The following is a 25076-nucleotide window of genomic DNA, read 5'->3' as shown; positions in this document are numbered from 1 at the left end:
ATATCTTAAGTCGTTTTCTTCGTATCCCCGATGATGAAAGTCCATATGGCCTTGAAGACATTGGCACGCTGGAGTGTATTGAATATGACAAGTACGACAGGTCCTGCAATCAGACCTAGGAAACCGATCAATTTGAAGCCGATGAACAAAGCGATGAGAGTGGCAAGCGGATCCAAACCAATACTGGAAGAAAGTACTTTTGGCTCTATTAACTGACGCTGGACAACGACGATTATGTAAAGAACGGACAAACCGATTGCAAGACTTGTATTCCCGGCAATGAATTCAAAGATGATCCAAGGAATGAAAATCGTACCTGTCCCTAAATAGGGGATGATATCGACCAGTCCGCATATCAGGGCAATGGTAATTGAATAATTCACCCCCAAAATGAGAAATCCGATTAAAATCGTCACAGTCGTCAATGAAACAAGAGTGAATTGTGCACGGATAAATCCGAACAAAGCCCGTTTTAAGTCCCTGAATAAACGCTTGGCACCCGCAAAAATCTTATCAGGCAACACTTTTCCGGTCATGCGGCTAAAGGTATCCCAATCTTTGCTGATGAAGAAAGTGCCCAGCAGGGTAAAAAGGAGTGCTGTTGCTGTAGTTGGAAACCATCCGATGATTGTGGGGATGTTCTTCAAGAAAGCTTGAATGAAGCCGCTTACTCCGGTAGTGATCGATTCACCGATATTTTGGATATTCTTGAGGACTGTGTCCTGCTGTTCGGTATCCAAATTATTGAACATGGCAGCTATTTGATTATAAAAAGGGATGACGGTGGACGCGATGTATGTTTCTATATAATCCACGATGGTTTCAATATGTTTCGGGATGACTCCGGCCAGGTAATTGGTCCCTGAAATGATCTCTGTGACCAGTAAGGTGATAAGACCCGCAAATAAAAGGAAAATGAGTAAAAGGGAAACGAATACAGCCAACCCCCGTGGCAGCCTTCCTTTCCTTTCGAAAAAAGTGACCAGGGGATTCATCAAGAAAGCGATTATCATGGCAATGATGAATGGATATGTATATTTAGATAAATAAAACAAGGCGATTCCGCCTAAAATAATCCCTCCGATGACCAGTAAAGAGCGAATGAAACGATACATATATACCGGATTCAAGTCATATCCTCCTTCAATCATAAAGTTTGTATTATAATTGTAACGATGATGGAAAAGAAAGGAAAGATTCTTTCATCTTTCGGCTTAACTTTTTTCCGCCGATGCATCGTTCCATAAATCATTTTTCTCTCAGGAAACATGGGAGTTTGTTATGTTAAAATAACAAAAACAGAAGGAAGAAGGTGAAGGGAGAATGATCAACGGTCCTGTAGTATTTTTAATTCTGCTTGCTGCAATCGGTTGGTTTGGGAAAAACACCTCACTGATCATGGCTGCGGGTTTTCTTTTAAGCATGAAACTGATTGGCCTTGACGCTAAAGTGTTTCCATACCTGGAAGCGAAAGGAATCAACCTGGGCGTTACGATCATTACGATTTCGGTACTCATACCCATAGCAAACGGGGCGATAGGTTTCAAGGAACTCGGAGACGCAATAAAATCTCCCTATGCCTGGATTGCGCTTGCATCTGGAATAGCGGTTGCGCTCATAGCGAAAAATGGGATTACGCTCCTATCACATGATCCGCACATTACCACGGCTCTTGTTTTTGGGACGATTCTTGCAGTCGCATTATTCAAAGGTGTGGCTGTCGGTCCGTTAATCGGGGCGGGAATTGCTTATTTATGCATGCAAATCTTCAATTTTTTTAAATGAAGCGAGTGGCAAAGGGGAGAAAAGTCCGTCAGTTCTGGAGATATAAATTTTCTATTTAATGTTTCGTTTATTCTGCTTTGAGGCAAATTTTCAAAAAAACGTTTTGAATCGCATAAAAAAAAGCAAGAGAATATGTAGCTAATTTTTCTAATAAAATAATAATTTTTTCACATTTTAAGTGCTTTTCATTCCCAAAAAAGTGTTTATTGTTTATAATAATGGTGTAACTGCTCTGATTTATTAAAATTGGGATTCAGAATATCATTGATATTTTTGAGGAATCTTAAAAAAAAGATGTAGTTATTGAGCAAGCGCTCACTAGGAATAGCTACAAGCATTATTTTTAGAATTTCGTTTAAAAGATTATCGTACATTTTACTATTGTTGGGGTCATATTCTGTGAACGCTTCCAATACAAGATGTATGTCTTCTGCTAAAAAATAGATGGTTGTTTACAATAGCTAATTTCTTGGAAGCGCTATATTTATACGCTAATAGCAAGGGCATAGGGGAATATTTAGGAAAAGGAGAGATTTAGTATGACAGCAACAAAAGGTCTTGAAGGTGTGGTAGCAACAACTTCATCAGTAAGCTCCATTATCGATGACACATTAACATATGTAGGTTATGACATCGATGATTTAGCTTCTAACGCAACATTCGAGGAAGTAATCTATCTTTTATGGCACGGAGCTCTTCCGAACAAAAGCCAATTAAAAGAATTAACTCAACAGCTTGCTGAAAATGCTGAAATTCCAGCTGAAGTGGTTAATCACTTCAAAACATACCCAATCGATAAAGTACATCCAATGGGAGCTCTTCGCACTGCAGTATCTCTTCTGGGTCTTTATGATGAAGAAGCAGATGTAATGAGTGAAGATGCTAACTATCGTAAAGCAATCCGCATCCAAGCAAAAATCCCTACATTGGTAACAACTTTCGCTCGCATCCGTCAAGGGAAAGAAGCTGTTGCTCCACGTACAGATTTAAGCTTTGCTGCTAACTTCTTATATATGTTAAGCGGTAACGAACCAACGGCAATTGAAGAAGAAGCATTCAACAAAGCATTGGTTCTTCATGCTGACCATGAATTAAACGCTTCTACATTCACTGCACGCGTTTGTGTGGCTACATTATCTGATATCTATTCTGGCGTAACTTCTGCCATTGGCGCTTTAAAAGGCCCTCTTCACGGCGGAGCTAACGAACAAGTCATGAAAATGCTTACAGATATTGGTTCAGTTGAAAACGTTGAGCCATATATCAACGAAAAATTAGCCAATAAAGAAAAAATCATGGGCTTTGGTCACCGTGTATACCGTAAAGGTGATCCTCGTGCTAAACACCTTAAAGAAATGTCACAAAAACTGACTGAACTTACTGGACAACCGCAATATTATGATATGTCCATCAAAATTCATGAAATCGTGACTGGTCAAAAAAATCTTCCGCCGAACGTGGATTTCTATTCTGCTTCCGTATACCACAGTTTAGGTATCGAACATGACCTATTTACACCAATCTTTGCTGTAAGCCGTGCTTCAGGCTGGATCGCTCATATCCTTGAGCAATATTCAAACAACCGCCTTATCCGTCCGCGTGCAGAGTATGTTGGACCAGGTATGCAAAAATACGTACCGATTGAAAAACGCTAATTAAAAGTTTTTTCGAAAAATCATTTTTTATTTCATCGAATTTGTAGTAAATTAATAGATGTGAGTAAAAAAGGTTAGTGGTTCTGCCTCATTTAATGGCAGGCCATCTAACCTTTGAATTTGAATCGGAGGTAAGAGACATGACACAAAGCCAAAAAATCACAGTTACTAACGGTGCTCTTAACGTACCAAACAACCCAATCGTTCCTTATATTGAGGGAGACGGAATCGGTCCTGATATCTGGGCTGCAGCATCCCGCGTTTTAGACGCAGCAGTTGAAAAAGCTTACAATGGCGAAAAGAAAATCGAATGGAAAGAAGTTTTAGCTGGACAAAAAGCATTTGACCAAACGGGCGAATGGCTTCCACAAGAAACTCTTGATGTCATTAACGAATATCTAATCGCTATTAAAGGACCTCTTACAACTCCAATCGGTGGCGGTATCCGCTCATTGAACGTTGCATTGCGTCAAGTATTGGACTTATTCGTATGTCTTCGTCCAGTACGTTACTTTGATGGTGTACCTTCACCAGTTAAACGTCCGGAAGACACTGACATGGTCATCTTCCGTGAAAACACTGAAGACATCTATGCTGGTATCGAATATGCAAAAGGTTCTGACCAAGCGAAGAAATTAATCGACTTCCTACAAAATGAATTCGGTGTTACAAACATCCGTTTCCCAGAAACTTCTGGTATCGGGATCAAACCGATTTCTGAAGAAGGAACGAAACGTCTTGTTCGCTCTGCACTTAACTATGCGATCAAAGAAGGCCGTAAATCATTAACGCTTGTTCATAAAGGTAACATCATGAAATTCACGGAAGGCGCGTTCAAAACTTGGGGTTATGAAGTTGCAGAACAAGAATTTGCCGATAAAGTGTTCACATGGAACCAATATGACAAAATTAAAGATGCTGAAGGCACTGAAGCTGCTAACAAAGCACAATCAGCTGCTGAAGCTGAAGGCAAAATCATCGTTAAGGATTCCATTGCCGATATCTTCTTACAACAAATCCTGACTCGTCCTAAAGAGTTTGATGTTGTTGCAACAATGAACTTGAACGGAGATTACATTTCTGATGCATTAGCTGCACAAGTTGGCGGAATCGGTATCGCTCCAGGAGCAAACATCAACTACGAAACTGGACATGCCATCTTCGAAGCAACTCACGGAACGGCTCCTAAATATGCTGGTCTTGATAAAGTTAACCCATCTTCAGTTCTTCTTTCAGGCGTTCTTTTACTTGAGCACCTTGGCTGGAACGAAGCTGCAGACAGCATCACTAAATCAGTGGAACAAACAATTGCTTCTAAAGTTGTTACATACGACTTTGCCCGCCTAATGGAAGGTGCAACGGAAGTTAAATGTTCTGAGTTCGCAGACGAGCTTATCAAAAACCTTAAATAATTCATTACATGCTTTCTGGAAAGGTGCCTGAATGGGCTCCTTTTCCAGGAAGCTTATATATATTTTCATGAGGATGTTAAAAGTATTCCAAAAGTATTCATATATTTTAAGGAGGAAATAACATGTCTAAACGTAAAAAAATCACAGTTGTAGGTGCTGGATTCACTGGTGCTACAGCAGCATTCCTAGCCGCTCAAAAAGAACTTGGCGATATCGTTTTAGTTGATATCCCGCAAGCTGAAAATCCTACTAAAGGTAAAGCCCTTGATATGGCGGAAGCAGGACCTGTCCTAGGTTTCGATGCTAACATCATCGGTACATCCGACTATGCAGAAACAGCTGATTCCGACGTAGTGATCATCACTGCCGGAATTGCCCGTAAACCCGGCATGAGCCGTGACGACTTAGTTCAAACTAACCAAAAAGTTATGAAATCAGTAACTAAAGAAGTCGTTAAATATTCCCCTAACACAACCATCATCGTTTTGACTAACCCTGTAGATGCAATGACTTACACTGTTTACAAAGAATCAGGTTTCCCTAAAGAACGCGTTATCGGACAATCAGGTGTCCTTGATACAGCTCGTTTCCGTACTTTCGTAGCTCAAGAATTAAACTTATCGGTTAAAGATGTAACTGGTTTCGTGCTTGGCGGACACGGAGATGATATGGTTCCATTGGTACGCTACTCTTATGCAGGCGGAATTCCTTTGGAAACATTGATCCCTAAAGATCGTTTAGAAGCAATCGTGGCTCGTACCCGCACTGGCGGCGGAGAAATCGTCAACCTTCTTGGAAACGGAAGCGCCTATTATGCACCAGCTGCATCTCTAGTGGAAATGGCTGAAGCGATCCTTAAAGACCAACGTCGCGTTCTTCCGTCCATCGCTTATCTTGAAGGTGAATACGGATTTGAAGGTATCTACCTTGGAGTGCCGACTGTTCTGGGTGCAAACGGTATTGAACAAATCATCGAACTTGAATTGACTGAAAACGAAAAAGCAGCACTTTCAAAATCAGTTGAATCAGTTAAAGCAGTAATGCAAGTCCTTCAATAAGTGATCATGATCAGACTGTTCGGATATAGGAAGAAAAGGCCATGGTCTTTTTCCGGTTCCGGGCAGTTTTTTTTGCTTCAAAAGTCCTGGGAACTTATAAACACCCTGCTGAAGATAAGGAATAACTTACTTTCCGTTTTTTTTATGTGTAAATTTCATATAATATTCTTTATAATGGAATTGGATGAGTAGACCAAGAAATTGGTCTTTTGGGTAATACATAATTCAGGAGGATCTAATGTCAAAGAAAATTCTCGTAGTGGATGATGAACAATCAATAGTTACCTTACTTCAGTACAATTTAGAACAAGCAGGCTATTCGGTAATCACAGCTTTGGATGGAGAACAAGGGCTGGAGGCTGCCGTGGATATACGCCCCGATTTAGTGGTATTGGATTTGATGCTGCCTAAAATGGACGGGCTTGAAGTATGTAAGCAGCTTCGCCAGCAAAAAATCAATATACCGATCTTGATGCTGACAGCTAAGGACGATGAATTTGACAAGGTGCTGGGACTTGAACTAGGGGCGGATGATTATTTGACCAAGCCATTCAGTCCTAGGGAGGTAGTGGCCCGGATTAAAGCCATTTTAAGAAGATCCCAGTTACAAGCTAACGGTAGTGATTCAAGTCAGGATCAAGAAGATGGCCTCTTGAAATTAGGGGAATTGAAAGTGTTCCCGGAACGATACGAAGCATTCTTTGATGAACAGCAATTAGAATTGACTCCAAAGGAATTTGAATTACTTTTATACTTGGCGAAGAATAAAGGAAGAGTGCTGACCAGGGATCAACTGCTCAGTGCGGTATGGAATTATGATTTCGCGGGAGACTCCCGAATCGTCGATGTCCATATTAGCCATCTTCGTGAAAAAATAGAAAAAGATACAAAAAAACCTTTATATATTAAAACGATAAGAGGCTTGGGGTATAAGCTTGAGGAGCCTAAAAAAGAATGACGACCTATCGTAAAAAGCTCTTATATACCCTCATCACATTGGTGATGGTCGTCCTGATGGCCGTGGGCTTTTTATTAGGACACTTGTTCAAAAGCTATTATATTAAAACGTTCAATGACCGTATACAGAACGAAACATTTTTCATTTCTACATATATTCAGGAGCATGGCGGGATTGAGTCCTTTTTGGAAAAAGGGAAGACGGCAAAACTGACACCCCTTTTAGATTCAAATTTAACCATTCTCTCCACGAATGGGGAAATATTATACGATTCGACATCATCCAATGAAATATTTAAAGGCCATGCCAATGTCCTTCGTAAAATAACTTTGGAAAAAGGGCTTAAGCAAGGGGAAGGGTATGAAGTGGTCGAAGGCGAATCGGACCTCCATTATTATTGGAAGACGATTGAAAAGGATGGGGAGATTGAAGGCTTTGTCGTACATAGCAATGAAATAGAGGCCATCAATCAAGTGAATAAACAAATGTGGCAAATATTGATCATTTGTTTAGGGGTTGCCTTGATCATCATTCTCATGCTTGCAAGCAAAATCACTTCATATTATACGCGTCCGATCGAGGAAGCGACGATGGCGGCCATTGAACTGGCAAAAGGGAATTATGGAACCCGGACATTCGGGCGGCATTCCGATGAAACGGGAATGCTGACAACTTCCTTGAACATATTGGCGAGGAATCTTCAGGAAACAGAGATTGCGAGGGAAATGAATCAGGATCGTTTGGAAACACTTGTTGAAAACATCGGTAGTGGTGTCTTGCTGATAGACAGTAAAGGGTATACCACATTAATCAACCGGGAATTCAAGAAAAGCTTCCGTGTGAATTCCGCTACGTTTTTGTTTCAGGAATATTATTCGGTCATTAAAGATCAGGAAGTCATAGCCATCATTGAAGAAATCTTTCGAACGGAAAAAACGATTAAACGACAGGTGAAGATACCGCTTGCCATAGAACGTAAGCATTTTGAGATTTACGGGGCTCCCATTATCGGGAATCATGATGAATGGAAGGGGATCCTCCTCATTTTCCATGATATCACCGAATTGAAAAGGCTCGAGCAGATGCGGAAGGATTTCGTGGCTAATGTGTCCCATGAATTGAGAACCCCGATCACTTCTATTAAAGGCTTTTCTGAAACTTTGTTGGATGGCGCCTTAAAAGACGAAAAGACCTTAAAGCACTTTTTATCGATTATCCTGAAAGAAAGTGATCGGCTGCAAGAACTCATTCAGGAGCTTCTGAATTTATCCAAAATGGAGCAACAGGAATTCGTTTTAAACGCAGGGGTCGTGGATATTACGAAAGTGCTTGGCGAAATACAAGAGATGCTTATAGGCAAGCTGAAAGAAAAAGAAGTATCCCTTGAAATTAAAACATCACCGGAACCTGTATTCATTGAAGGGGAATCTGACAGGATCAAACAGGTTTTCATCAATTTGATTACGAACGCATTGACCTATACACCAAATGGCGGCAGGGTCACCGTTGATATCATTGAATATGAACAGACGGTCGATATTGCAGTTCAGGACAGTGGGATCGGCATCGAAGAAAAAGAACTGCCGAGGATCTTTGAACGGTTTTACCGGATCGATAAGGCGAGGAGCCGCGATTCAGGAGGAACGGGCATTGGACTGGCAATCGTCAAGCATATAATAGAAGTCCATAAAGGTAAAATCAATGTGGAAAGCACACCTGGAACCGGGACGACTTTTACAGTCACATTAAATAAAAGCTTAAAAGGAATGTAGCGGATTTCTTATTTACATATCCTTTACAATTCCTTAAAATGGACTTCATAATGCAGGGGTACAATGGTTGTACAACCCCTCATCCAAGGAGTTAAACATTGACAGAGACATAGTCTCTGTCTTTTAATTTTGGCTATATTCCCCGGGAACCATTCCTCTATCCTATTTTCCTGGGAAAATATTTTATTTTTATGAAACTTTAGGCCCTTCCTTGCGTAAATAAGATATAACTGCAAAGAAGGGGTGATACATATCGTTAGCTTAAAAAGGATATATACGATCACAGGACTTGTCTTTCTTATTTTAATTTTAGGTGTAGTTGCGATATCGACCTGGTACACGGTTGATGAATCCGATCAAGCTGTCATAATGACGTTTGGTAAAGTGGAGCAAACGATAACGGAACCAGGACTTCACTTTAAACTGCCTTGGCCCGTTCAATCGGTCGAGAAATTATCCAAAGAAACATTCAGTCTTAAATTTGGATATAAGGAAGAGGATGGAGAGGTGAAGGATTACCCGAGTGAGACCAAAATGATTACGGGTGATGAAAATATTGTGCTGGCCGACCTGGTGGTCCAGTGGAAAATCACCGACCCTCCAAAATATCTATACAATGCGGATGATCCAGAAAAAATATTATACGATACGACTTCAGCTGCATTACGGAGCATTATCGGCAGCACGAAAATCGATGATGCCCTTACATCCGGAAAAGCGCAAATCGAAGCGGATGTACGCGATTTATTGTCACAGCTAATGGAGAAATATGATGTCGGGATTTCCATATCTGCGGTTAAACTCCAGGACGTGGAGTTGCCGAATGAAGAAGTTCGGAAAGCATTTACCAATGTAACGGATGCCCGGGAAACGGCGAATACGAAAATCAACGAAGCGGATAAATATGAAAATAAGCGTATGAATGAAGCGGAAGGGGAAAAAGATGCCCTCATTTCACAGGCTAATGGGGATAAAGCTGCCCGTACGGAAGCTGCCCGCGGGGATGTAGCGGTTTTTGAAAAATTACTCAGTGAGTATAAGGGCAATAAGGGGATTACGAAGGACCGCCTTATTATTGAAACCCTTGAGGAAGTAATGCCGAATGCAGAGATGTATATTATGAATGATGATGGAAACACAATGAAGTACTTGCCGCTTCGCTCGCTTGAAAAGGAGGAAACGAAAAAAACTCCTGCCCCTGATGAAGCCGCTATACCCGAAGAAGAAACGAAAATAGGGAATGCATCGGAAGAAAAAGCGACAGGGGAAGGGGGCACTAAACAATGAGCGGAAAAATAATAGATTTCTCTGAGTTGAAAAAAGGGGATTTTCATTGGAGGGGCTATGTGAGAATCGGCATTTTCCTGATTATTTTCATCGCGTTGCTGCTAATCATCCTCACCAATGTCTATATCGTCAAAGAGGGAGAATACAAAGTCGTCCGCCAATTCGGTGAGGTGGTAAGGATCGATAAGACCCCGGGATTGAAGGCGAAGGTGCCATTCATTCAGAGTGTCATGACCTTGCCGAAGTATCAGATGACTTCTGATGTTTCCGAAGCGGAAATCAATACGAAAGATAAAAAGCGGATGCTGATCGATAACTATGCAGTTTGGAGAATAGAAGATCCGAAGAAATTGATTACAAATGCAAGGACACTTGAGAATGCCGAAACGAAAATGGAAGAGTTCATCTATTCGGCAGTTCGTTCAGAGCTGGGCCAGCTGAATTATGATGAGATCATCAATGATGAGAAATCATCCAGGGGAAGTTTAAACGACCGCATAACCGAAAAAGTCAACGAACTGCTGCAAAAGGACAGTTATGGAATCAGCTTGACGGATGTCCGGATAAAGCGGACTGACTTACCCTCCGAAAACGAAGCATCCGTCTTCAAGAGGATGATTTCCGAGCGGGAATCGAAAGCGCAAGAATACCTATCCAAAGGTGATGCGAAGAAAAACCGTATCATTGCGGATACTGATCGGAAAGTGAAAGAATTACTCTCTACTGCAGAGGCTGATGCAGAAGTGATCAGGGCTGAAGGAGAAGGGGAAGCAGCGAAAATCTATAATAAGTCGTTTTCCAAAGATCCCGAATTCTATAAACTATACCGGACTCTTGAATCCTACAAAAAAACGATTGGAGATCAAACGGTCATCGTTCTGCCTTCGGATTCCCCTTATGCCAGCTTGTTAATGGGAAATACTAAATAACCTTGATGCCGTCATTTTTCTTTCCGCTTCTACTCATGGTAGAATAGAGAAAGAAAATGAACGGCTTTTTGCGTTTTTATATAGAAGCTATAACTACATAAACATGTATGACTGGAGGAAGACGGATTTGGATAAAAAGTTAGTACTCATAGATGGAAACAGCATTGCATACCGTGCGTTTTTTGCGCTTCCGCTCTTGAATAATGATAAGGGGGTCCATACGAATTCCGTGTACGGATTCACCATGATGCTCAACCGCATTCTTGAAGAAGAAAAGCCAACGCACATACTTGTGGCATTCGATGCGGGTAAAACGACATTCAGACATGCATCATTTAAAGAATATAAGGGTGGGCGCCAAAAAACGCCGCCAGAATTATCGGAGCAATTCCCTTTCATTCGCGAACTGCTTGATTGTTTTCAAATAAAAAGGTATGAACTGGAGAACTACGAAGCCGATGATATTATCGGTACGCTGTCTTTACAAGCGGAAAAAGATGGTTTTGAAGTGAAGGTCATTTCCGGTGATAAGGATTTAACACAATTATCCTCCCCTAGTACGACGGTTTCCATCACGAAAAAGGGGATTACTGAAATTGAGGAATACACTCCAAAGCATATACATGAAAAATACGGTCTATCCCCTTTGCAAATCATTGATTTAAAAGGGTTGATGGGAGATGCTTCCGACAATATTCCCGGTATTCCGGGTGTTGGTGAAAAGACCGCCCTTAAATTATTGCATCAATTTGAAACGGTTGAAAACCTTCTGCAGTCGATTGATGAGGTAAGCGGACAAAAATTGAAAGAGAAAATAGAAGAACATAGAGACCTGGCCCTATTAAGCAAAGAGCTGGCTACGATAACGAGGGAAGCGCCGCTTGAAGTTTCCGTAAACGAGACCGAGTACACTGGCATGGACCAGGATAGAGTCATCTCATTCTATAAGGAGCTTGGCTTTTCGACTTTGCTCGATAAATTGGATGTAACGGAAAGTGCACCGCTTGAACAGGAGAAGATAGAGGTGCACACTGCCGAAATGACAGAAGCAATGTTTGCAGATGAAAGTGCCTTATATGTTGAGATATTAGAAGATAATTATCATCGTGCCGATATAATGGGGATCGCCATCAGTAATGAACAAGGTAATTTTTACTTCAATGGGGATGATGCTCTGAGTTCCGGGGCATTTAAATCCTGGGCAGAGGATGAAACAAAAAAGAAAACGGTATTCGATGCGAAGCGTACGGTTGTGGCACTGCGTCATCGAGGAGTCGAAATAAAGGGCATCGATTTTGATGTATTTTTGGCATCCTATATCCTGAATCCCGCAGAGTCAGTGGACGAAGTGGCAGAAATCACGAAAACACAAGGTGCGATCCGTCTTGAAACAGATGATGTTTTTTATGGAAAAGGTGCAAAACGCAAAATACCTGAGGAAGCGGAATTGAGGGAGCATATCGCCAGAAAATCGAAGGCGATCCTTTCTCTGAAAGAACCGATGATTGAAAAGCTGCAAGAGTTCGAGCAATTTCACCTATTTACGGAACTGGAGCTGCCACTGTCGATCATCCTGGCCAATATGGAATGGCAGGGAATCAAGGTGGATATAGGCCGATTGAAAAACATGGGACAGGAATTAGCCATTCGCTTAAGAAACATCGAAGCCCGAATTTTTGATTTGGCTGGAGAGGCGTTCAATATCAATTCACCTAAACAGCTCGGGGCCATCCTGTTTGAAAAGTTGGAGCTTCCTGTCATGAAGAAAACCAAAACAGGTTATTCGACTTCAGCCGATGTGCTGGAAAAACTGGAGAGCAAGCATGATATCGTTAAGGAGATATTGCTGTATCGCCAGCTTGGTAAGTTGCAATCAACTTATATTGAAGGGTTGCTTAAAGTGGTCAATGGCAAAACGGACAAGGTGCACACCCGGTTCAACCAAGCATTGACCCAGACCGGCCGGTTAAGTTCTACAGATCCCAATCTGCAGAATATCCCGATCAGACTGGAAGAAGGCAGGAAAATCAGGCAGGCCTTCATTCCTTCCGAAAAGGATTGGATCATTTTTGCTGCCGACTACTCCCAGATCGAGTTACGCGTCCTGGCGCATATCGCCAATGACAGCGGATTGGTGGAAGCATTCCAGGCCGGGATGGACATCCATACAAGGACAGCTATGGATGTATTCCATGTACCGGCAGAGCAAGTCACTTCGAACATGAGGCGCCATGCCAAAGCGGTCAACTTCGGAATCGTTTATGGTATAAGTGACTACGGGCTATCGCAAAGTCTTGGCATCACGAGAAAAGAAGCCGGAGAGTTCATCGAGAAGTATTTAAGAAGCTTTCCTGGTGTTCAGGAATATATGGAAGAAAGCATACATGAGGCCCGTCAAAAAGGATATAGCACGACTCTGATGCAAAGAAGGCGCTATATACCTGAGATAACAAGCAGGAATTTCAACATCAGGAGCTTTGCCGAACGGACAGCGATGAACACGCCGATTCAAGGCAGTGCCGCGGATATCATCAAGCTAGCCATGATAAACATGAATATGCGCCTGAAACGGGAAGGTCTTAAAACGAGAATGCTTCTTCAGGTGCATGATGAATTGATTTTTGAAACTCCTCCTGAGGAACTCGAAATCCTTAAAGTGATCGTTCCGGAGGAAATGGAAAATGCCATTGAATTGAACGTGCCCCTTAAAGTGGATTATGCTTTCGGGCCAACATGGTTTGATGCCAAATAATAAAAGATAGGTGATTGCAATGCCAGAACTTCCAGAAGTGGAAACAGTCAGAAGAACGTTAGAGCAGCTCGTGCTCGGAAAAGAGATCAAGGAAGTGTCAGTCTTCTGGCCAAAGATCATAAAAGCGCCTGAGCCTGTCGAACAGTTTCAGGATGCTTTAAGGGGACAGACAATTTCTGGAATAGGCCGTCGGGGCAAGTTCCTCATTTTCACCTTGGATGATTATTCGTTGGTTTCGCATTTAAGAATGGAAGGGAAGTACGGCGTGCATCCAAAAGAAGAGCCGTATGATAAGCATACCCATGTGATCTTCACTTTCACGGATGGCAGTGAACTTAGGTACAGGGATGTCCGGAAATTCGGAACGATGCATCTATTTGCCAAAGGGGAAGAACTTGAGCGGCTGCCACTGTTGCATTTAGGGCCTGAACCGCTGTCTGAAGATTTTACTGTCGAGGGGCTTAGTGCGAAGTTGGCAAGAACCAACAGGAAAATCAAGCCCGTTCTCCTTGATCAAACGGTTGTCGTCGGGATTGGGAATATATATGTAGACGAGTCGTTATTCCGTTCCGGTATCCATCCGGAGAGAATCGCTTCTTCACTCTCGTTGCAGGAAATCAAAACGTTGCATGCAGAAATCATTGCGACGTTAGGTGAAGCTGTGGAAAAAGGCGGGAGTACGATTCGTTCATACATTAATTCCCAAGGGCAAATCGGCATGTTTCAGTTGGAACTGAATGTTTATGGCCGAAAAGGCGAGAATTGCAAAATATGCGGCACGCCCCTTGAAAAACTGGTTGTTGCAGGACGCGGCACACATATTTGCCCGTCATGCCAGCCGCTAAAATAGTTAATGTTTTTTCAAACACATCGGATGGGCTCCATCCATATACTAGGGTAGCAACGAGTAGGGAAGGAGTATTATTCCGATGTGGCTACAAATTATTTTTCTCGCTTTTGCAGTTAGTATTGACGGATTTGGCGTAGGTTTGACATTCGGTATGCGGAAGATGAAAATCCCCTTAAGGTCAATAGCGGTCATCTCATTTTGTTCTGCATTGAGTTTAGGTATTGCGATGGTCATCGGACAATTCATCAGTCAGCTCATATCGATCGGGGCGGCTGAAAAAACGGGTGGCATCATCCTCATTTTCCTTGGTGCCTGGATGGTATACCAGTATTTTAAGCCTGAAAAAGATTTGAAAGAAGATAGATATCATGAAAAAATCATCTTTAATTTTGAAATTAAATCACTTGGGGTAGTCATTAATATTTTACAAAAACCATTGAATGCCGATTTTGATAAATCAGGTACGATTACGGGTGTTGAAGCGCTTGTTCTGGGGTTTGCACTTTCGCTGGATGCGTTCGGGGCCGGAGTTGGAGCGGCTATGATCGGCATTTCGCCGATTATCCTCGCAGGGTGCATCGCTGTTATGAGTTCAATTTTCATTTGGAGCGGAATTCAAAGCGGGAAATTGCTTTCAAATAATAAAGTTGTCCAGCATTTGACCTTTCTTCCAGGTGTACTATTGATTATCATCGGTTTATTCAAGTTATGATACATGGTTAAAAGGGGGAGCTTATGGGACAAATCATTGGAATCACCGGAGGCATCGCCAGTGGGAAAAGCACCGTCAGCCTTTATTTACAGGAACTCGGATTCACGATTGTCGATGCAGATCTGGCTTCCCGTGCTGTCGTTGAGCCAGGGGAAGAGGCCTATCATCAAGTTGTGAAGGCATTTGGTGAAGATATCTTATTGCCGGATGGGAATATAGATCGCGTAAAGCTCGGGTCGATCATATTTAATGATCAGGAAAAGAGATTGCTATTGAATGGCATCGTGCATCCTGCCGTCAGGAATTGGATGCGCCTCAAAACGGAAGAGGCACTATCATCAGGGGAAGAAACGGTGTTCATGGATATTCCGCTCCTATTCGAAAGTAAGCTGACATTCATGGTGGAAAAGACGCTTTTGATCTATGTGGATGAGCAAGTTCAATTGCAACGATTAATGAACAGGAATGGTCTTTCGGAGACGGAGGCACTTGCCAGGATCAATTCGCAAATGCCCTTGGCCGATAAAAAGGCTTTAGCGGATGCCGTCATCGACAATAATGGGGACATTAATGAAACGAAGAGGCAAGTGAAGTCCATACTTAGCGAATGGCATGTCATATAATTATGATAAAAAGAAGAAACCACCCGGTTTCTTCTTTTTGTGTTGAAAAAATAAGTACAATCCGCATTTTTATTAGCACAATTCCTTCGAATTATGTTATACTAATTACATGTGAAGGGTAATAAGTATAACATTAATATTTTCTGGAGGGTCCGAACAATGAATTCAAGAATAGCGATTAACGGGTTTGGGAGAATTGGAAGAATGGTTTTCCGAAAGGCCATATTAGATGAGAGTTTGGACATTGTTGCCATTAATGCAAGCTATCCAGCTGAAACTTTAGCACACTTACTAAAATATGATACGATACATGGAAAATTCGACGGTATCATTATAGCGGAAGATGATTCACTAGTAGTGAATGGCCGCCGAGTAAAACTAATAAATAACCGCGATCCAAAGCTATTGCCTTGGAAAGAGATGAACATAGATATTGTAATTGAAGCTACGGGCAAATTCAATGATCGTTCTAAAGCGGCTCTTCATTTAGATGCAGGAGCAAAAAGAGTTATTTTATCAGCGCCGGGTAAAAATGAAGACGTTACCATTGTAATGGGTGTAAATCAGGAAGTGCTGGAAATTGACAAGCATTTCGTCATATCCAATGCATCTTGTACAACCAACTGTCTTGGACCGGTTGCAAAAGTGCTTGATGAAAAATTCGGCATAAACAACGGTTTAATGACAACGATCCATTCTTATACAAATGATCAAAATAATATTGATAACCCGCACAAAGACTTAAGACGTGCCCGTGCCGCTGCGGAAAGCATGATTCCTACGACTACAGGAGCTGCAAAAGCCATCTCACTAGTGTTGCCGCAATTAAAAGGCAAGCTTCATGGAATGGCGATCCGCGTACCGACACCTAACGTATCTCTAGTTGATCTTGTTGTGGATTTAAACCGTGATGTCACGATTGATGAAGTGAACCAAGCCTTCATCGATGCTTCAGAGAATGAACTCAAAGGAATTATGGAATTCACGATGGAACCTTTAGTTTCAAGTGATTTCAAAACGAATCCTCACTCTGCAATCATCGATGGTTTGACGACGATGATGATTGGGGACAGGAAAGTGAAAGTCCTTGCATGGTATGATAATGAGTGGGGTTACTCCAACCGGGTAGTGGATCTTGTGAAATTGGTGGGATCCGAGTTGAAAAAAACTTCCGAAGTCGAACTATCAGTAAAATAATGAAAAAAAATCGAGCCTGCTAAAATTTTTTAGCGGGCTCAGTTTGTAGTCAAAAAGGTTTCAAAATGGTCACATTCCGAAACCTTTTTGATTTTTATTGGATTTGAAGCAGTTATAGAGAATGTTGACCCAACGCATATCATGCTTTTCTTTTGCATCTGCGGCAACTGCTCTTGGTTTTCCAACTTTCTCAATCACTTGTTTAACCAGAGGTTCTAAGATATGAATATCATGCGTATTTCCGGGTCGTCCCCAACACAAATCCATTGCGGTTAGATGCCGCATGAAACGAATAGGCAAACTTGTTTTGTTCGTTCATCCTTCAAATAGTAGCTACTCTCAGTATCAGTTGAACTGTCCTTAATCTCCTTGGTTTCTTCCTTAAATAGACTGTAGGTAAAAGGTGTTCTATCTTACTGTTAAAACAAAGTTGATTGGAACGGAAGGTACGAGACTCCTGCGGGAAAAGCGCGTCCAAGGGAGACCCCACAGGCGCAATGGCGCCGAGGAGGCTCCCGGACCGCCCTCGGAAAGCGAGTGCCCTACGTTCCAATCAACGGCCAAATATAAAAAACCTAAAAAACAGTAGACAAACTCAATTATTATCGGGTTTGTCAACAGTCTGAGCCTGCTAAAATTTTTTTAGCGGGCTATTTTTAATGCAGTGATCCATTAATTCCTGGCTGCTTTAAGGCGCTGAATAAACCCGGAAAACAGAATTCCCCCCACATTGGAACCTTCGCTATATCCCTATTACATATAAAGTTTATCTTTCCAAAATTTCAATTTGGAGTTGCAAAAAAAAATCAAACCATATATACTATGAATCGTGAACTTCTTCAAAAGCGGTTTGCATGATGGCTACTTAAAGGGTTAGGACCTCTTTGGACTAACTTTCCCCCGTGGTAGTTATCAGAACTTATTTTTAAATCATGGTAAGGGGGAAGCTTAATATGGAAACAGCTTACACTATGGAAACAATGGGTAGACATGTCATTTCTGAACTTTGGGGTTGTGACTTTGAAAAACTGAACAATATCGATTTAATTGAAAAGATTTTTGTTGATGCTGCTTTGAAATCAGGTGCAGAGGTACGGGAAGTTGCCTTTCACAAATTTGCTCCACAAGGAGTCAGCGGGGTTGTCATCATTTCTGAATCACACTTAACGATTCACAGTTTTCCAGAACACGGCTATGCGAGCATCGATGTCTATACATGCGGTAACTTGGATCCGAATATTGCGGCAGATTATATTGCAGAAGCTTTGAATGCGCAAACACGTGAAAACATAGAATTACCACGTGGATTAGGTCCTGTACAAATGAAAAAAGCTAATATAAGTGCCCTATAAAAAACACGTATACACAGAGATGCCATGGGTGCATCTCTTTTTTAATGCAATGAATCGGCAGCCTGCTCACTTTATAGCTAAGGATTGCCTTGTAGCACAAAGACCTTGATAAAGGTGCTCCAAGGGCAGAACCAATGTGCCTGCTGCTGGAAGTTACACTTTTTACTTGTACTGGCCGTTCCTTTTAATATAAGATTAAGATAGAGAAGTAAATCCTTGGGGAACATTTAGATAGGGGAGTCCTACATAAAATACGGAGCTGATAATGATGAAATGCCCATCATGTCAATATAACGGAACAAGAGTGCTCGATTCCAGGCCAGTCGATGAAAGTAAATCGATTCGACGACGCCGTGAATGTGAGGCATGTGGTTTTCGATTCACGACATTTGAAAAGGTGGAGGAAACACCGCTTATTGTAGTGAAAAAGGGCGGGACACGGGAAGAGTTCAGTCGTGATAAAATCCTGCGTGGCTTAATCAGGGCTTGCGAAAAACGCCCGGTTCCCTTGAAGGAACTAGAGCAAATTACCAGTTATGTAGAAAAAGAACTGCGCAACCAGGGCATATCGGAAGTGAAAAGCGACAATGTCGGCGAAATGGTAATGGACAAGCTGGCGGAAGTCGATGAGGTTGCCTATGTAAGGTTCGCATCCGTCTATCGGCAATTTAAAGATATCAATGTCTTTATCGATGAATTGAAAGATTTAATAAATAAGGAAAGAAAGTAGAGCTGAAGATTCACTTTGGCTCTTTTTTCACTACATCTTTTGAAAGGTTTGAATGGAGATGTCAAAGCATTGGCAAGAATTGCTCCCAGCGGATTCATATTTGGTCTCATCTGCGGGGCTGCTTCATGATTATGATCGGAAAATACTTACCCGACTATATCAACCTCTTATTGGACCTATCTGCATTAGCCTATATATGACGTTATGGAGTGAGCTGGAGGAAAACAGGCTATGGTCGGAATCCTCCTCACATTATCAATTAATGAATACCATCGGCCTTAAGTTAGGTGATATTTACGAAGCACGCCTTTTACTTGAAGGAATTGGTCTGTTGAATGTATATAAGAAATCGAAAAATGAAACGAAGGAATTCATCTATGAGTTAAACCCGCCGCTTTCCCCGCAGCAGTTTTTCACGGATGGAATGCTGAATATTTACTTGTACAAAAAAATCGGCAAAGCGCAATTCAACCGGTTAAAAAGATTCTTTTGTGATGATCATATCTTAACCGATCAATATGAAGGTGTGACTAAATCTTTTGCGGAAGTATTCTCATCAGATCATTTGGACTCTTTATATGTAACGGATGAAGCGAAGAACGAATGGAAACCGATGCCTGAACAGCAATTCATCGATCGGACGGAGGGCGTCGAGCCATCGGGATTTGATGACTTATTTGATTTTGACCTTTTATTTGCCGGGATGAAATCCTCAATCGTACCGAAAAAGGCCTTTACTCCGAAAATAAAAAGTACGATTGCCAAACTTGCTTTTTTATATGGCATTGATCCGCTGGAAATGCAAAAACTAGTAATGGATGCCGTTTCATTGGATGATGAGATCGATGAGGAAGTGCTCAGAAAGGCGGCAAGGGACTGGTACCAGATCGAACGGCAGGCAGATATGCCTTCCCTAGTCAATCGGGTGCAGCCGATTCGTGAACGGACACAAAAAGAAGAACCGAAAACACAGGAACAAGAGTTAATCCGTCATTTGGAGACGATTTCCCCAAGGGAGCGACTGATGCAATTGTCTGGCGGTGCAGAGCCATCAAGCGGTGATTTAAAAGTGGTTGAGGGCGTGATGATCAATCAAAAGCTGAATCCGGGTGTCGTCAATGTCTTGATTGAATACGTCATGCTCAAAACGGATATGAAGTTCACGAAGGGCTATGTGGAAAAGCTGGCAGGCCATTGGGCACGGCTGAAGGTCTCTACGGTCGTCGAGGCGATGGAACTAGCTAAAAATGAACATAGGAAATATCAGGACTGGGCTCAAGGAAGCAGGAATGCTGCGAAGGGCAGCCGGAAAAAGGCGATACGGGAAGAAGTGGTTCCGGAGTGGCTTGAGAAAAAAGAAGAAGCACAGCTGGAGCAGAATGCAGATCAGCCTGAATTGAATGCCCAGAAACGCGAGCTACAGGAGAAATGGAAGCAGTGGAAAGCAGGAGGTGAAATGAACGATGGAAAAGATTAATAGATCCCTTAATAAATTGGCCAATACAAACCAATTTCAACAGCGTTATGAAAAGCTGAAACAGGAGATTTTTGAAGACGAACAAGTGCGGTTATTTTTGAATGCCAACAGTTCGACGGTCACGAAGGAAATGATTGATAAAAACTTGGGGAAGCTTTATGAGTTCACTTCACAAAGCAATAAATGTGATAAATGTCCAAGCTTGAATGGCTGCATCAATATGATGCAAGGGTATTATCCCAAATTGGTGGTTCAAGGGAAGGCCCTGAACCTGAATTATGAAATCTGCCCGCGGAAATTGGCAGAGGATGAAAAGCGGAAACGGGAAAAATTGATCCGCAGCCTGTATGTACCGAAGGATATTTTAAGGGCGACCATTGAGGACTTTACTCAAACGGATAATGAAAACAAACGCTTGGGTGTTTTAAGTAAGGCGATGTCGTTCATTATGGAATATGAGCCAGGTAAAATGCAAAAAGGCTTATATATATATGGGAAATTCGGTGTTGGGAAAACGTACTTATTAGGTGCGATTGCCAATGAACTTGCAGAAAGGCAAATTTCCTCCCTTATTGTCTATGTCCCTGACTACTTGCGGGAACTTAAGGGGTCGATAGGTGATAATACGGTCAATGAAAAAATTGAGATGGTGAAAACGGCACCTGTCCTCATGCTGGATGATATTGGAGCGGAGTCCATGACGAGCTGGGGACGCGATGAGGTTTTTGGTCCGATTTTGCAATTTAGGATGCTGGAAAACCTGCCGACGTTTTTCACTTCGAATTTTGACCTGAATGGCCTGGAAAACCACCTAACCTTTTCACAGCGTGGTGAGAAGGAAGAAGTGAAGGCGGCCAGGATAATGGAAAGAATTCAATATTTAGCGGAGCCGGTCAAGCTAGATGGCTTGAATCGGAGAAGATGAAGGAAAGTGGTCTCTTAATGGAGGTCACTTTTTTCTTTTACAAGGCCCATCCTACTTCTAAACACGTCCCCATCCCCATATACATGAACAAAGAAGCAAGGGGGAAGGGGGGATGTCGTAGTGCAAATTTCGTTTCAAAACGATTCAGAGGCAATGAAATTACTGAATTTTGTTTCTGTCCATCCACTGGGGGCAGAATTTCAAGCATACATTCGATTTCTTCCGCAACAAGGCATGCATGTGGATATGACGAAGTCTTCAGGTGATAAATGGCTAATTCTGCTTCGTGATGCATTTCATTCTTTTTTATTGGAAGAAAAGACGCTTCCTGTTCTGGAGCAAATAATAGTCGGTAAATTTTTTTATAGGGAACGGGAAGAAATTGAAGCCATCATTGAAATTGCATCATCGATCATCGAGGTGGAAAGAGCCAGGAATCAAGATGGAGCATTCAGTAAGGAGAAACGATTGATTGAGGAAGGACTTCAAAGCATCTTGGCTGGGAAGGTATCTTTTTCATTCGATTCTTTTACGACCTTCCGTTTAAAATCATTTCAGCACACTTTGGAAAAGTATGTCGTTAAGGCTATTGATGAATACAAGCTGGAACAGGACTATCAAAATTTCATTGCCACTCTCCGTGATTGCCTTCATGGGCAGGAGTCGAAATTAAGAAAGCTGCACCTGGTCAACCGGGATGGTTTTCATTTCTATGATCAGAAATTCAGCAAACTCGACCGGCCAAAAATCAATAGTATGATCGACAGGAGGCTTCTTGTCAAAAGTTCACTTTTTCTCGATACGGTGATACTTGCCCCGCTTTTATCGATTGCACCCGAAAACTTGTGCATCTATACCGATGACAAGGAAGAAGGGCTGATCCAGACCATTTCAAGGATTTTCGAAGAACGGGCGACCATCTTGCCACTTTCGTCATTTTCGATGCATTTGAATGATCTTTCGTGGAAAAAAGAAAATTAACCTTGATTTTCACCGTATAACAAATTATAATTTCCTACATACTATTAAAAAACTAAAAGTTATGATGAGGACAAGGGTATTCTAGTCGCCGATTATCAGAGAGGGGAGCCAACAGGCTGTAAGCTTCCTATTCGCATGGAACACTTACCACCTTTAAACTTCGGCTCGGAAAGCAGGCATTCTGCGAATATGAGCTGACGGGAAGCTGCCGTTACCAAGTTACAAGTGCCATTTTGCCGTGAAAAGCAAGCTGGAACGAGGGTGGAACCGCGGGTTAATGATATTTATTACTAAGCTCGTCCCTGTTTTATACAGGGGCGGGCTTTTTTGTGTTGTAATGGAATCAAAAACCTGTAATTTGTTCGAACAATAAGAAGGAGTGAAACTGAATGTCAGAATTACTGAAAATATCTTTTCCTGACGGAGCGGTTAAGGAGTTTGCTAAAGGCACAACAACTGAAGACATCGCTGCATCCATCAGTCCTGGTTTAAGGAAAAAATCCATTGCCGGAAAATTCAATGGTGAATTATATGATTTGAAACGTCCGATTGAACAAGATGGTACAATCGAAATCGTCACACAGGACGCAGCGGATGCTCTTGAAGTATTGCGTCACAGTACAGCACACTTGATGGCACAAGCGATCAAACGTTTGTACAAAAACGCTAAATTCGGCGTAGGTCCGGTCATCGAGGGCGGCTTTTACTATGATATGGATCTGGAGGAATCATTGACTCCCGAAGACCTTCCATTGATTGAAAAAGAAATGAAGAAAATCGTCAACGAAAACTTGGAAATTTCCCGCATCGAAGTGAGTCGTGATGAAGCGATTTCCCGTTTTAAAGAAATCGGCGACGAGTATAAATTGGAGTTGATCGATGCGATTCCTGCCGATCAGCAGGTAACGCTTTATGAGCAGGGTGAATTCTTTGACCTTTGTCGTGGAATTCATGTTCCATCAACGGGGAAAATCAAAGAGTTCAAGCTATTGAGCATCGCTGGAGCGTACTGGAGAGGCGATAGCAAAAACAAAATGCTTCAACGCATTTACGGTACGGCTTTCTATAAAAAAGAAGATTTGGCCGAACACCTCCGTTTCCTTGAAGAAGCCAAGGAACGTGACCATCGTAAAATCGGTAAGGAATTGAACTTGTTCATGAGCTCACAGAAAGTGGGGCAAGGGTTGCCGATGTGGTTGCCAAAAGGCGCGACCATCCGTCGGACAATCGAAAGATATATCGTGGACAAGGAAGAACGATTGGGTTATGACCATGTCTACACACCTGTAATGGGAAGCGTGGACCTTTATAAAACATCTGGACACTGGGATCATTACCAGGACGGCATGTTCCCTGTCATGGAAATGGAAAACGAACAGCTTGTCCTGCGTCCGATGAACTGTCCGCATCACATGATGGTCTATAAAAACAGTATCCACAGCTACCGCGAACTGCCAATTCGGATTGCCGAGCTAGGCTTGATGCACCGCTATGAAATGTCAGGTGCCCTTTCAGGCCTCCAGCGTGTACGTGGAATGACATTGAATGATGCGCACATTTTCGTCCGACCCGACCAAATCAAAGAAGAGTTCAAGCGCGTTGTGAACCTGGTTCTGGAAGTATATAAAGATTTCGATATCAAGGATTATTCATTCCGACTGTCTTATCGCGATCCTCAGGATACAGAAAAATACTTCGATGATGATGACATGTGGGAAAAAGCACAAAGCATGTTAAAAGGCGCCATGGATGAACTTGGCCTGGATTACTTTGAAGCGGAAGGTGAAGCGGCATTCTACGGTCCTAAGCTTGATGTTCAGGTGCGTACTGCCTTAGGGAAAGATGAAACGCTTTCCACTGTTCAGCTTGATTTCTTGCTTCCTGAACGTTTTGATCTTAATTACGTCGGTGAGGACGGCAAACAGCACCGTCCGGTCGTTATCCACCGCGGCGTCGTTTCCACAATGGAACGTTTTGTCGCTTACTTGATCGAAGAATACAAGGGGGCATTCCCGACTTGGCTTGCACCTATCCAAGCGCAAGTGATTCCGGTCTCACCTGAAGTGCACTTGGATTATGCGAAAGAAGTACAGGAAAAACTTAAAGCGCAAGGCATTCGTGTCGACCTGGATACACGTGACGAGAAAATCGGTTACAAAATCCGTGAAGCGCAAATGCAAAAAATCCCGTACATGCTGGTTGTTGGAGACAATGAAGTCAAAGAAGGCAGCGTGAATGTACGTAAATATGGTGAACAAAAATCCGAAACGATCGCTTTTGAAGATTTCGTTTCAGCGATTAAGGCGGAAGTAAGCCGTTAAAAGCAAAAAGAGGGGCACATATAGTTGTGTCCCTCTTCTTAATTAAGGCATGATAAAATTAAGGCATGATAAAATGAAAACATCATGTGAAAATATGTACAGCAATGAAAAGGAGGGTCAGCATGAAAAAGAAATTTTCTTATCTATTCGGACCGACATTTCTTGTCATCATCATCTTATTGTTATTGGATGATTATCGACAATATGCCATTGTCCCGGTCCTGCTTTTTTGGATAGTCCTATTTTCCTGGGACACCATTGAGAAAAAGAAAAAGGCGAAAGAAAACTCTTAGCATTTGA

21 protein-coding genes and 1 pseudogene are annotated in these 25076 nt (G+C 42.1%); 20 read left to right on the top strand and 2 right to left on the bottom strand.

Features of this window, described 5'->3' with window-relative positions; genetic code table 11:
- Positions 1-5 precede the first annotated feature (5 nt).
- On the bottom strand, positions 6-1130 hold the full coding sequence (ytvI, locus tag AC3ISB_RS20380; protein WP_098369983.1) for a sporulation integral membrane protein YtvI: 1125 nt from the start codon (positions 1128-1130) through the stop codon (positions 6-8).
- Positions 1131-1323: 193 nt separating this feature from the next.
- Between ytvI and AC3ISB_RS20375 the strand changes: the two genes are divergently transcribed.
- The 13 genes from AC3ISB_RS20375 (at position 1324) to AC3ISB_RS20315 (ending at position 16990) form a co-directional block, all read left to right on the top strand.
- Positions 1324-1785, top strand: a complete 462-nt coding sequence (locus tag AC3ISB_RS20375; RefSeq protein WP_034309113.1) for a DUF441 domain-containing protein — start codon at positions 1324-1326, stop codon at positions 1783-1785.
- A gap of 539 nt (positions 1786-2324) precedes the next feature.
- Positions 2325-3440 carry a citrate synthase gene (gene citZ / locus AC3ISB_RS20370; protein ID WP_141993900.1) on the top strand — a complete coding sequence of 372 codons (1116 nt, stop codon included), beginning with the start codon at positions 2325-2327 and terminating at the stop codon, positions 3438-3440.
- 95 nt (positions 3441-3535) lie between these two features.
- Positions 3536-4852, top strand: coding sequence for an NADP-dependent isocitrate dehydrogenase (gene icd, locus AC3ISB_RS20365; RefSeq protein ID WP_427614037.1), 1317 nt, complete (start codon positions 3536-3538; stop codon positions 4850-4852).
- A 122-nt stretch (positions 4853-4974) separates the two neighbouring features.
- Positions 4975-5910 (top strand): malate dehydrogenase, encoded by a 936-nt coding sequence (mdh, locus tag AC3ISB_RS20360; RefSeq protein WP_098369986.1) that lies wholly within the window; start codon positions 4975-4977, stop codon positions 5908-5910.
- Between the two features lie 238 nt (positions 5911-6148).
- Complete coding sequence (locus AC3ISB_RS20355; RefSeq protein WP_098369987.1) at positions 6149-6868, top strand: response regulator transcription factor; 720 nt, start codon at positions 6149-6151, stop codon at positions 6866-6868.
- Positions 6865-8640, top strand: coding sequence for a two-component system histidine kinase PnpS (pnpS, locus tag AC3ISB_RS20350; RefSeq protein ID WP_141993897.1), 1776 nt, complete (start codon positions 6865-6867; stop codon positions 8638-8640). Before AC3ISB_RS20355 ends, pnpS begins: the two co-directional genes overlap by 4 nt.
- A gap of 252 nt (positions 8641-8892) precedes the next feature.
- The gene (gene hflK, locus AC3ISB_RS20345; RefSeq protein ID WP_141993997.1) at positions 8893-9927 is read left to right on the top strand and encodes an FtsH protease activity modulator HflK; all 1035 of its coding nucleotides are present in this window, start codon (positions 8893-8895) and stop codon (positions 9925-9927) included.
- On the top strand, positions 9924-10856 hold the full coding sequence (gene hflC / locus AC3ISB_RS20340) for a protease modulator HflC (protein ID WP_098369989.1): 933 nt from the start codon (positions 9924-9926) through the stop codon (positions 10854-10856). Before hflK ends, hflC begins: the two co-directional genes overlap by 4 nt.
- 127 nt (positions 10857-10983) lie before the next feature.
- Complete coding sequence (gene polA, locus AC3ISB_RS20335; protein ID WP_489274046.1) at positions 10984-13608, top strand: DNA polymerase I; 2625 nt, start codon at positions 10984-10986, stop codon at positions 13606-13608.
- Positions 13609-13627: 19 nt separating this feature from the next.
- A complete protein-coding gene (mutM, locus tag AC3ISB_RS20330) occupies positions 13628-14458 on the top strand; it encodes a DNA-formamidopyrimidine glycosylase (protein ID WP_141993895.1) in 831 nt (276 codons plus the stop codon).
- Between the two features lie 79 nt (positions 14459-14537).
- Positions 14538-15170, top strand: a complete 633-nt coding sequence (gene ytaF / locus AC3ISB_RS20325; RefSeq protein WP_098369992.1) for a sporulation membrane protein YtaF — start codon at positions 14538-14540, stop codon at positions 15168-15170.
- Between the two features lie 23 nt (positions 15171-15193).
- Positions 15194-15793 carry a dephospho-CoA kinase gene (gene coaE / locus AC3ISB_RS20320; protein ID WP_098369993.1) on the top strand — a complete coding sequence of 200 codons (600 nt, stop codon included), beginning with the start codon at positions 15194-15196 and terminating at the stop codon, positions 15791-15793.
- Positions 15794-15952: 159 nt separating this feature from the next.
- A complete protein-coding gene (locus AC3ISB_RS20315) occupies positions 15953-16990 on the top strand; it encodes a glyceraldehyde-3-phosphate dehydrogenase (protein ID WP_141993894.1) in 1038 nt (345 codons plus the stop codon).
- Between the two features lie 144 nt (positions 16991-17134).
- Here the strand turns inward: AC3ISB_RS20315 and AC3ISB_RS20310 are convergent.
- Positions 17135-17376 (bottom strand): annotated as a pseudogene (locus AC3ISB_RS20310) (IS5/IS1182 family transposase); the annotation flags it as partial.
- 585 nt (positions 17377-17961) lie between these two features.
- Between AC3ISB_RS20310 and speD the strand changes: the two are divergent.
- The 7 genes from speD (at position 17962) to AC3ISB_RS20275 (ending at position 25069) form a co-directional block, all read left to right on the top strand.
- Entirely contained in the window at positions 17962-18342 is a 381-nt protein-coding gene (gene speD / locus AC3ISB_RS20305) for an adenosylmethionine decarboxylase (RefSeq protein WP_034311443.1), read from the top strand.
- Between the two features lie 268 nt (positions 18343-18610).
- Entirely contained in the window at positions 18611-19072 is a 462-nt protein-coding gene (gene nrdR, locus AC3ISB_RS20300; RefSeq protein ID WP_057911467.1) for a transcriptional regulator NrdR, read from the top strand.
- Between the two features lie 58 nt (positions 19073-19130).
- Positions 19131-20549 (top strand): replication initiation and membrane attachment family protein, encoded by a 1419-nt coding sequence (locus AC3ISB_RS20295; protein WP_489274042.1) that lies wholly within the window; start codon positions 19131-19133, stop codon positions 20547-20549.
- Positions 20536-21474: a primosomal protein DnaI gene (dnaI, locus tag AC3ISB_RS20290; RefSeq protein ID WP_098369997.1), complete on the top strand. Its 939-nt coding sequence runs from the start codon at positions 20536-20538 to the stop codon at positions 21472-21474. The genes AC3ISB_RS20295 and dnaI overlap by 14 nt, the downstream gene beginning before the upstream one ends.
- A 120-nt stretch (positions 21475-21594) precedes the next feature.
- A complete protein-coding gene (ytxC, locus tag AC3ISB_RS20285; protein ID WP_489274040.1) occupies positions 21595-22455 on the top strand; it encodes a sporulation protein YtxC in 861 nt (286 codons plus the stop codon).
- A 389-nt stretch (positions 22456-22844) separates the two neighbouring features.
- Positions 22845-24776, top strand: a complete 1932-nt coding sequence (gene thrS / locus AC3ISB_RS20280) for a threonine--tRNA ligase (RefSeq protein ID WP_098369999.1) — start codon at positions 22845-22847, stop codon at positions 24774-24776.
- A gap of 122 nt (positions 24777-24898) precedes the next feature.
- Positions 24899-25069 carry a hypothetical protein gene (locus AC3ISB_RS20275; RefSeq protein WP_179085987.1) on the top strand — a complete coding sequence of 57 codons (171 nt, stop codon included), beginning with the start codon at positions 24899-24901 and terminating at the stop codon, positions 25067-25069.
- Positions 25070-25076 lie beyond the last annotated feature (7 nt).

Source organism: Peribacillus sp. GL_122 (assembly GCF_057835005.1).
This window is presented reverse-complemented; position numbering and strand designations above follow the sequence as displayed.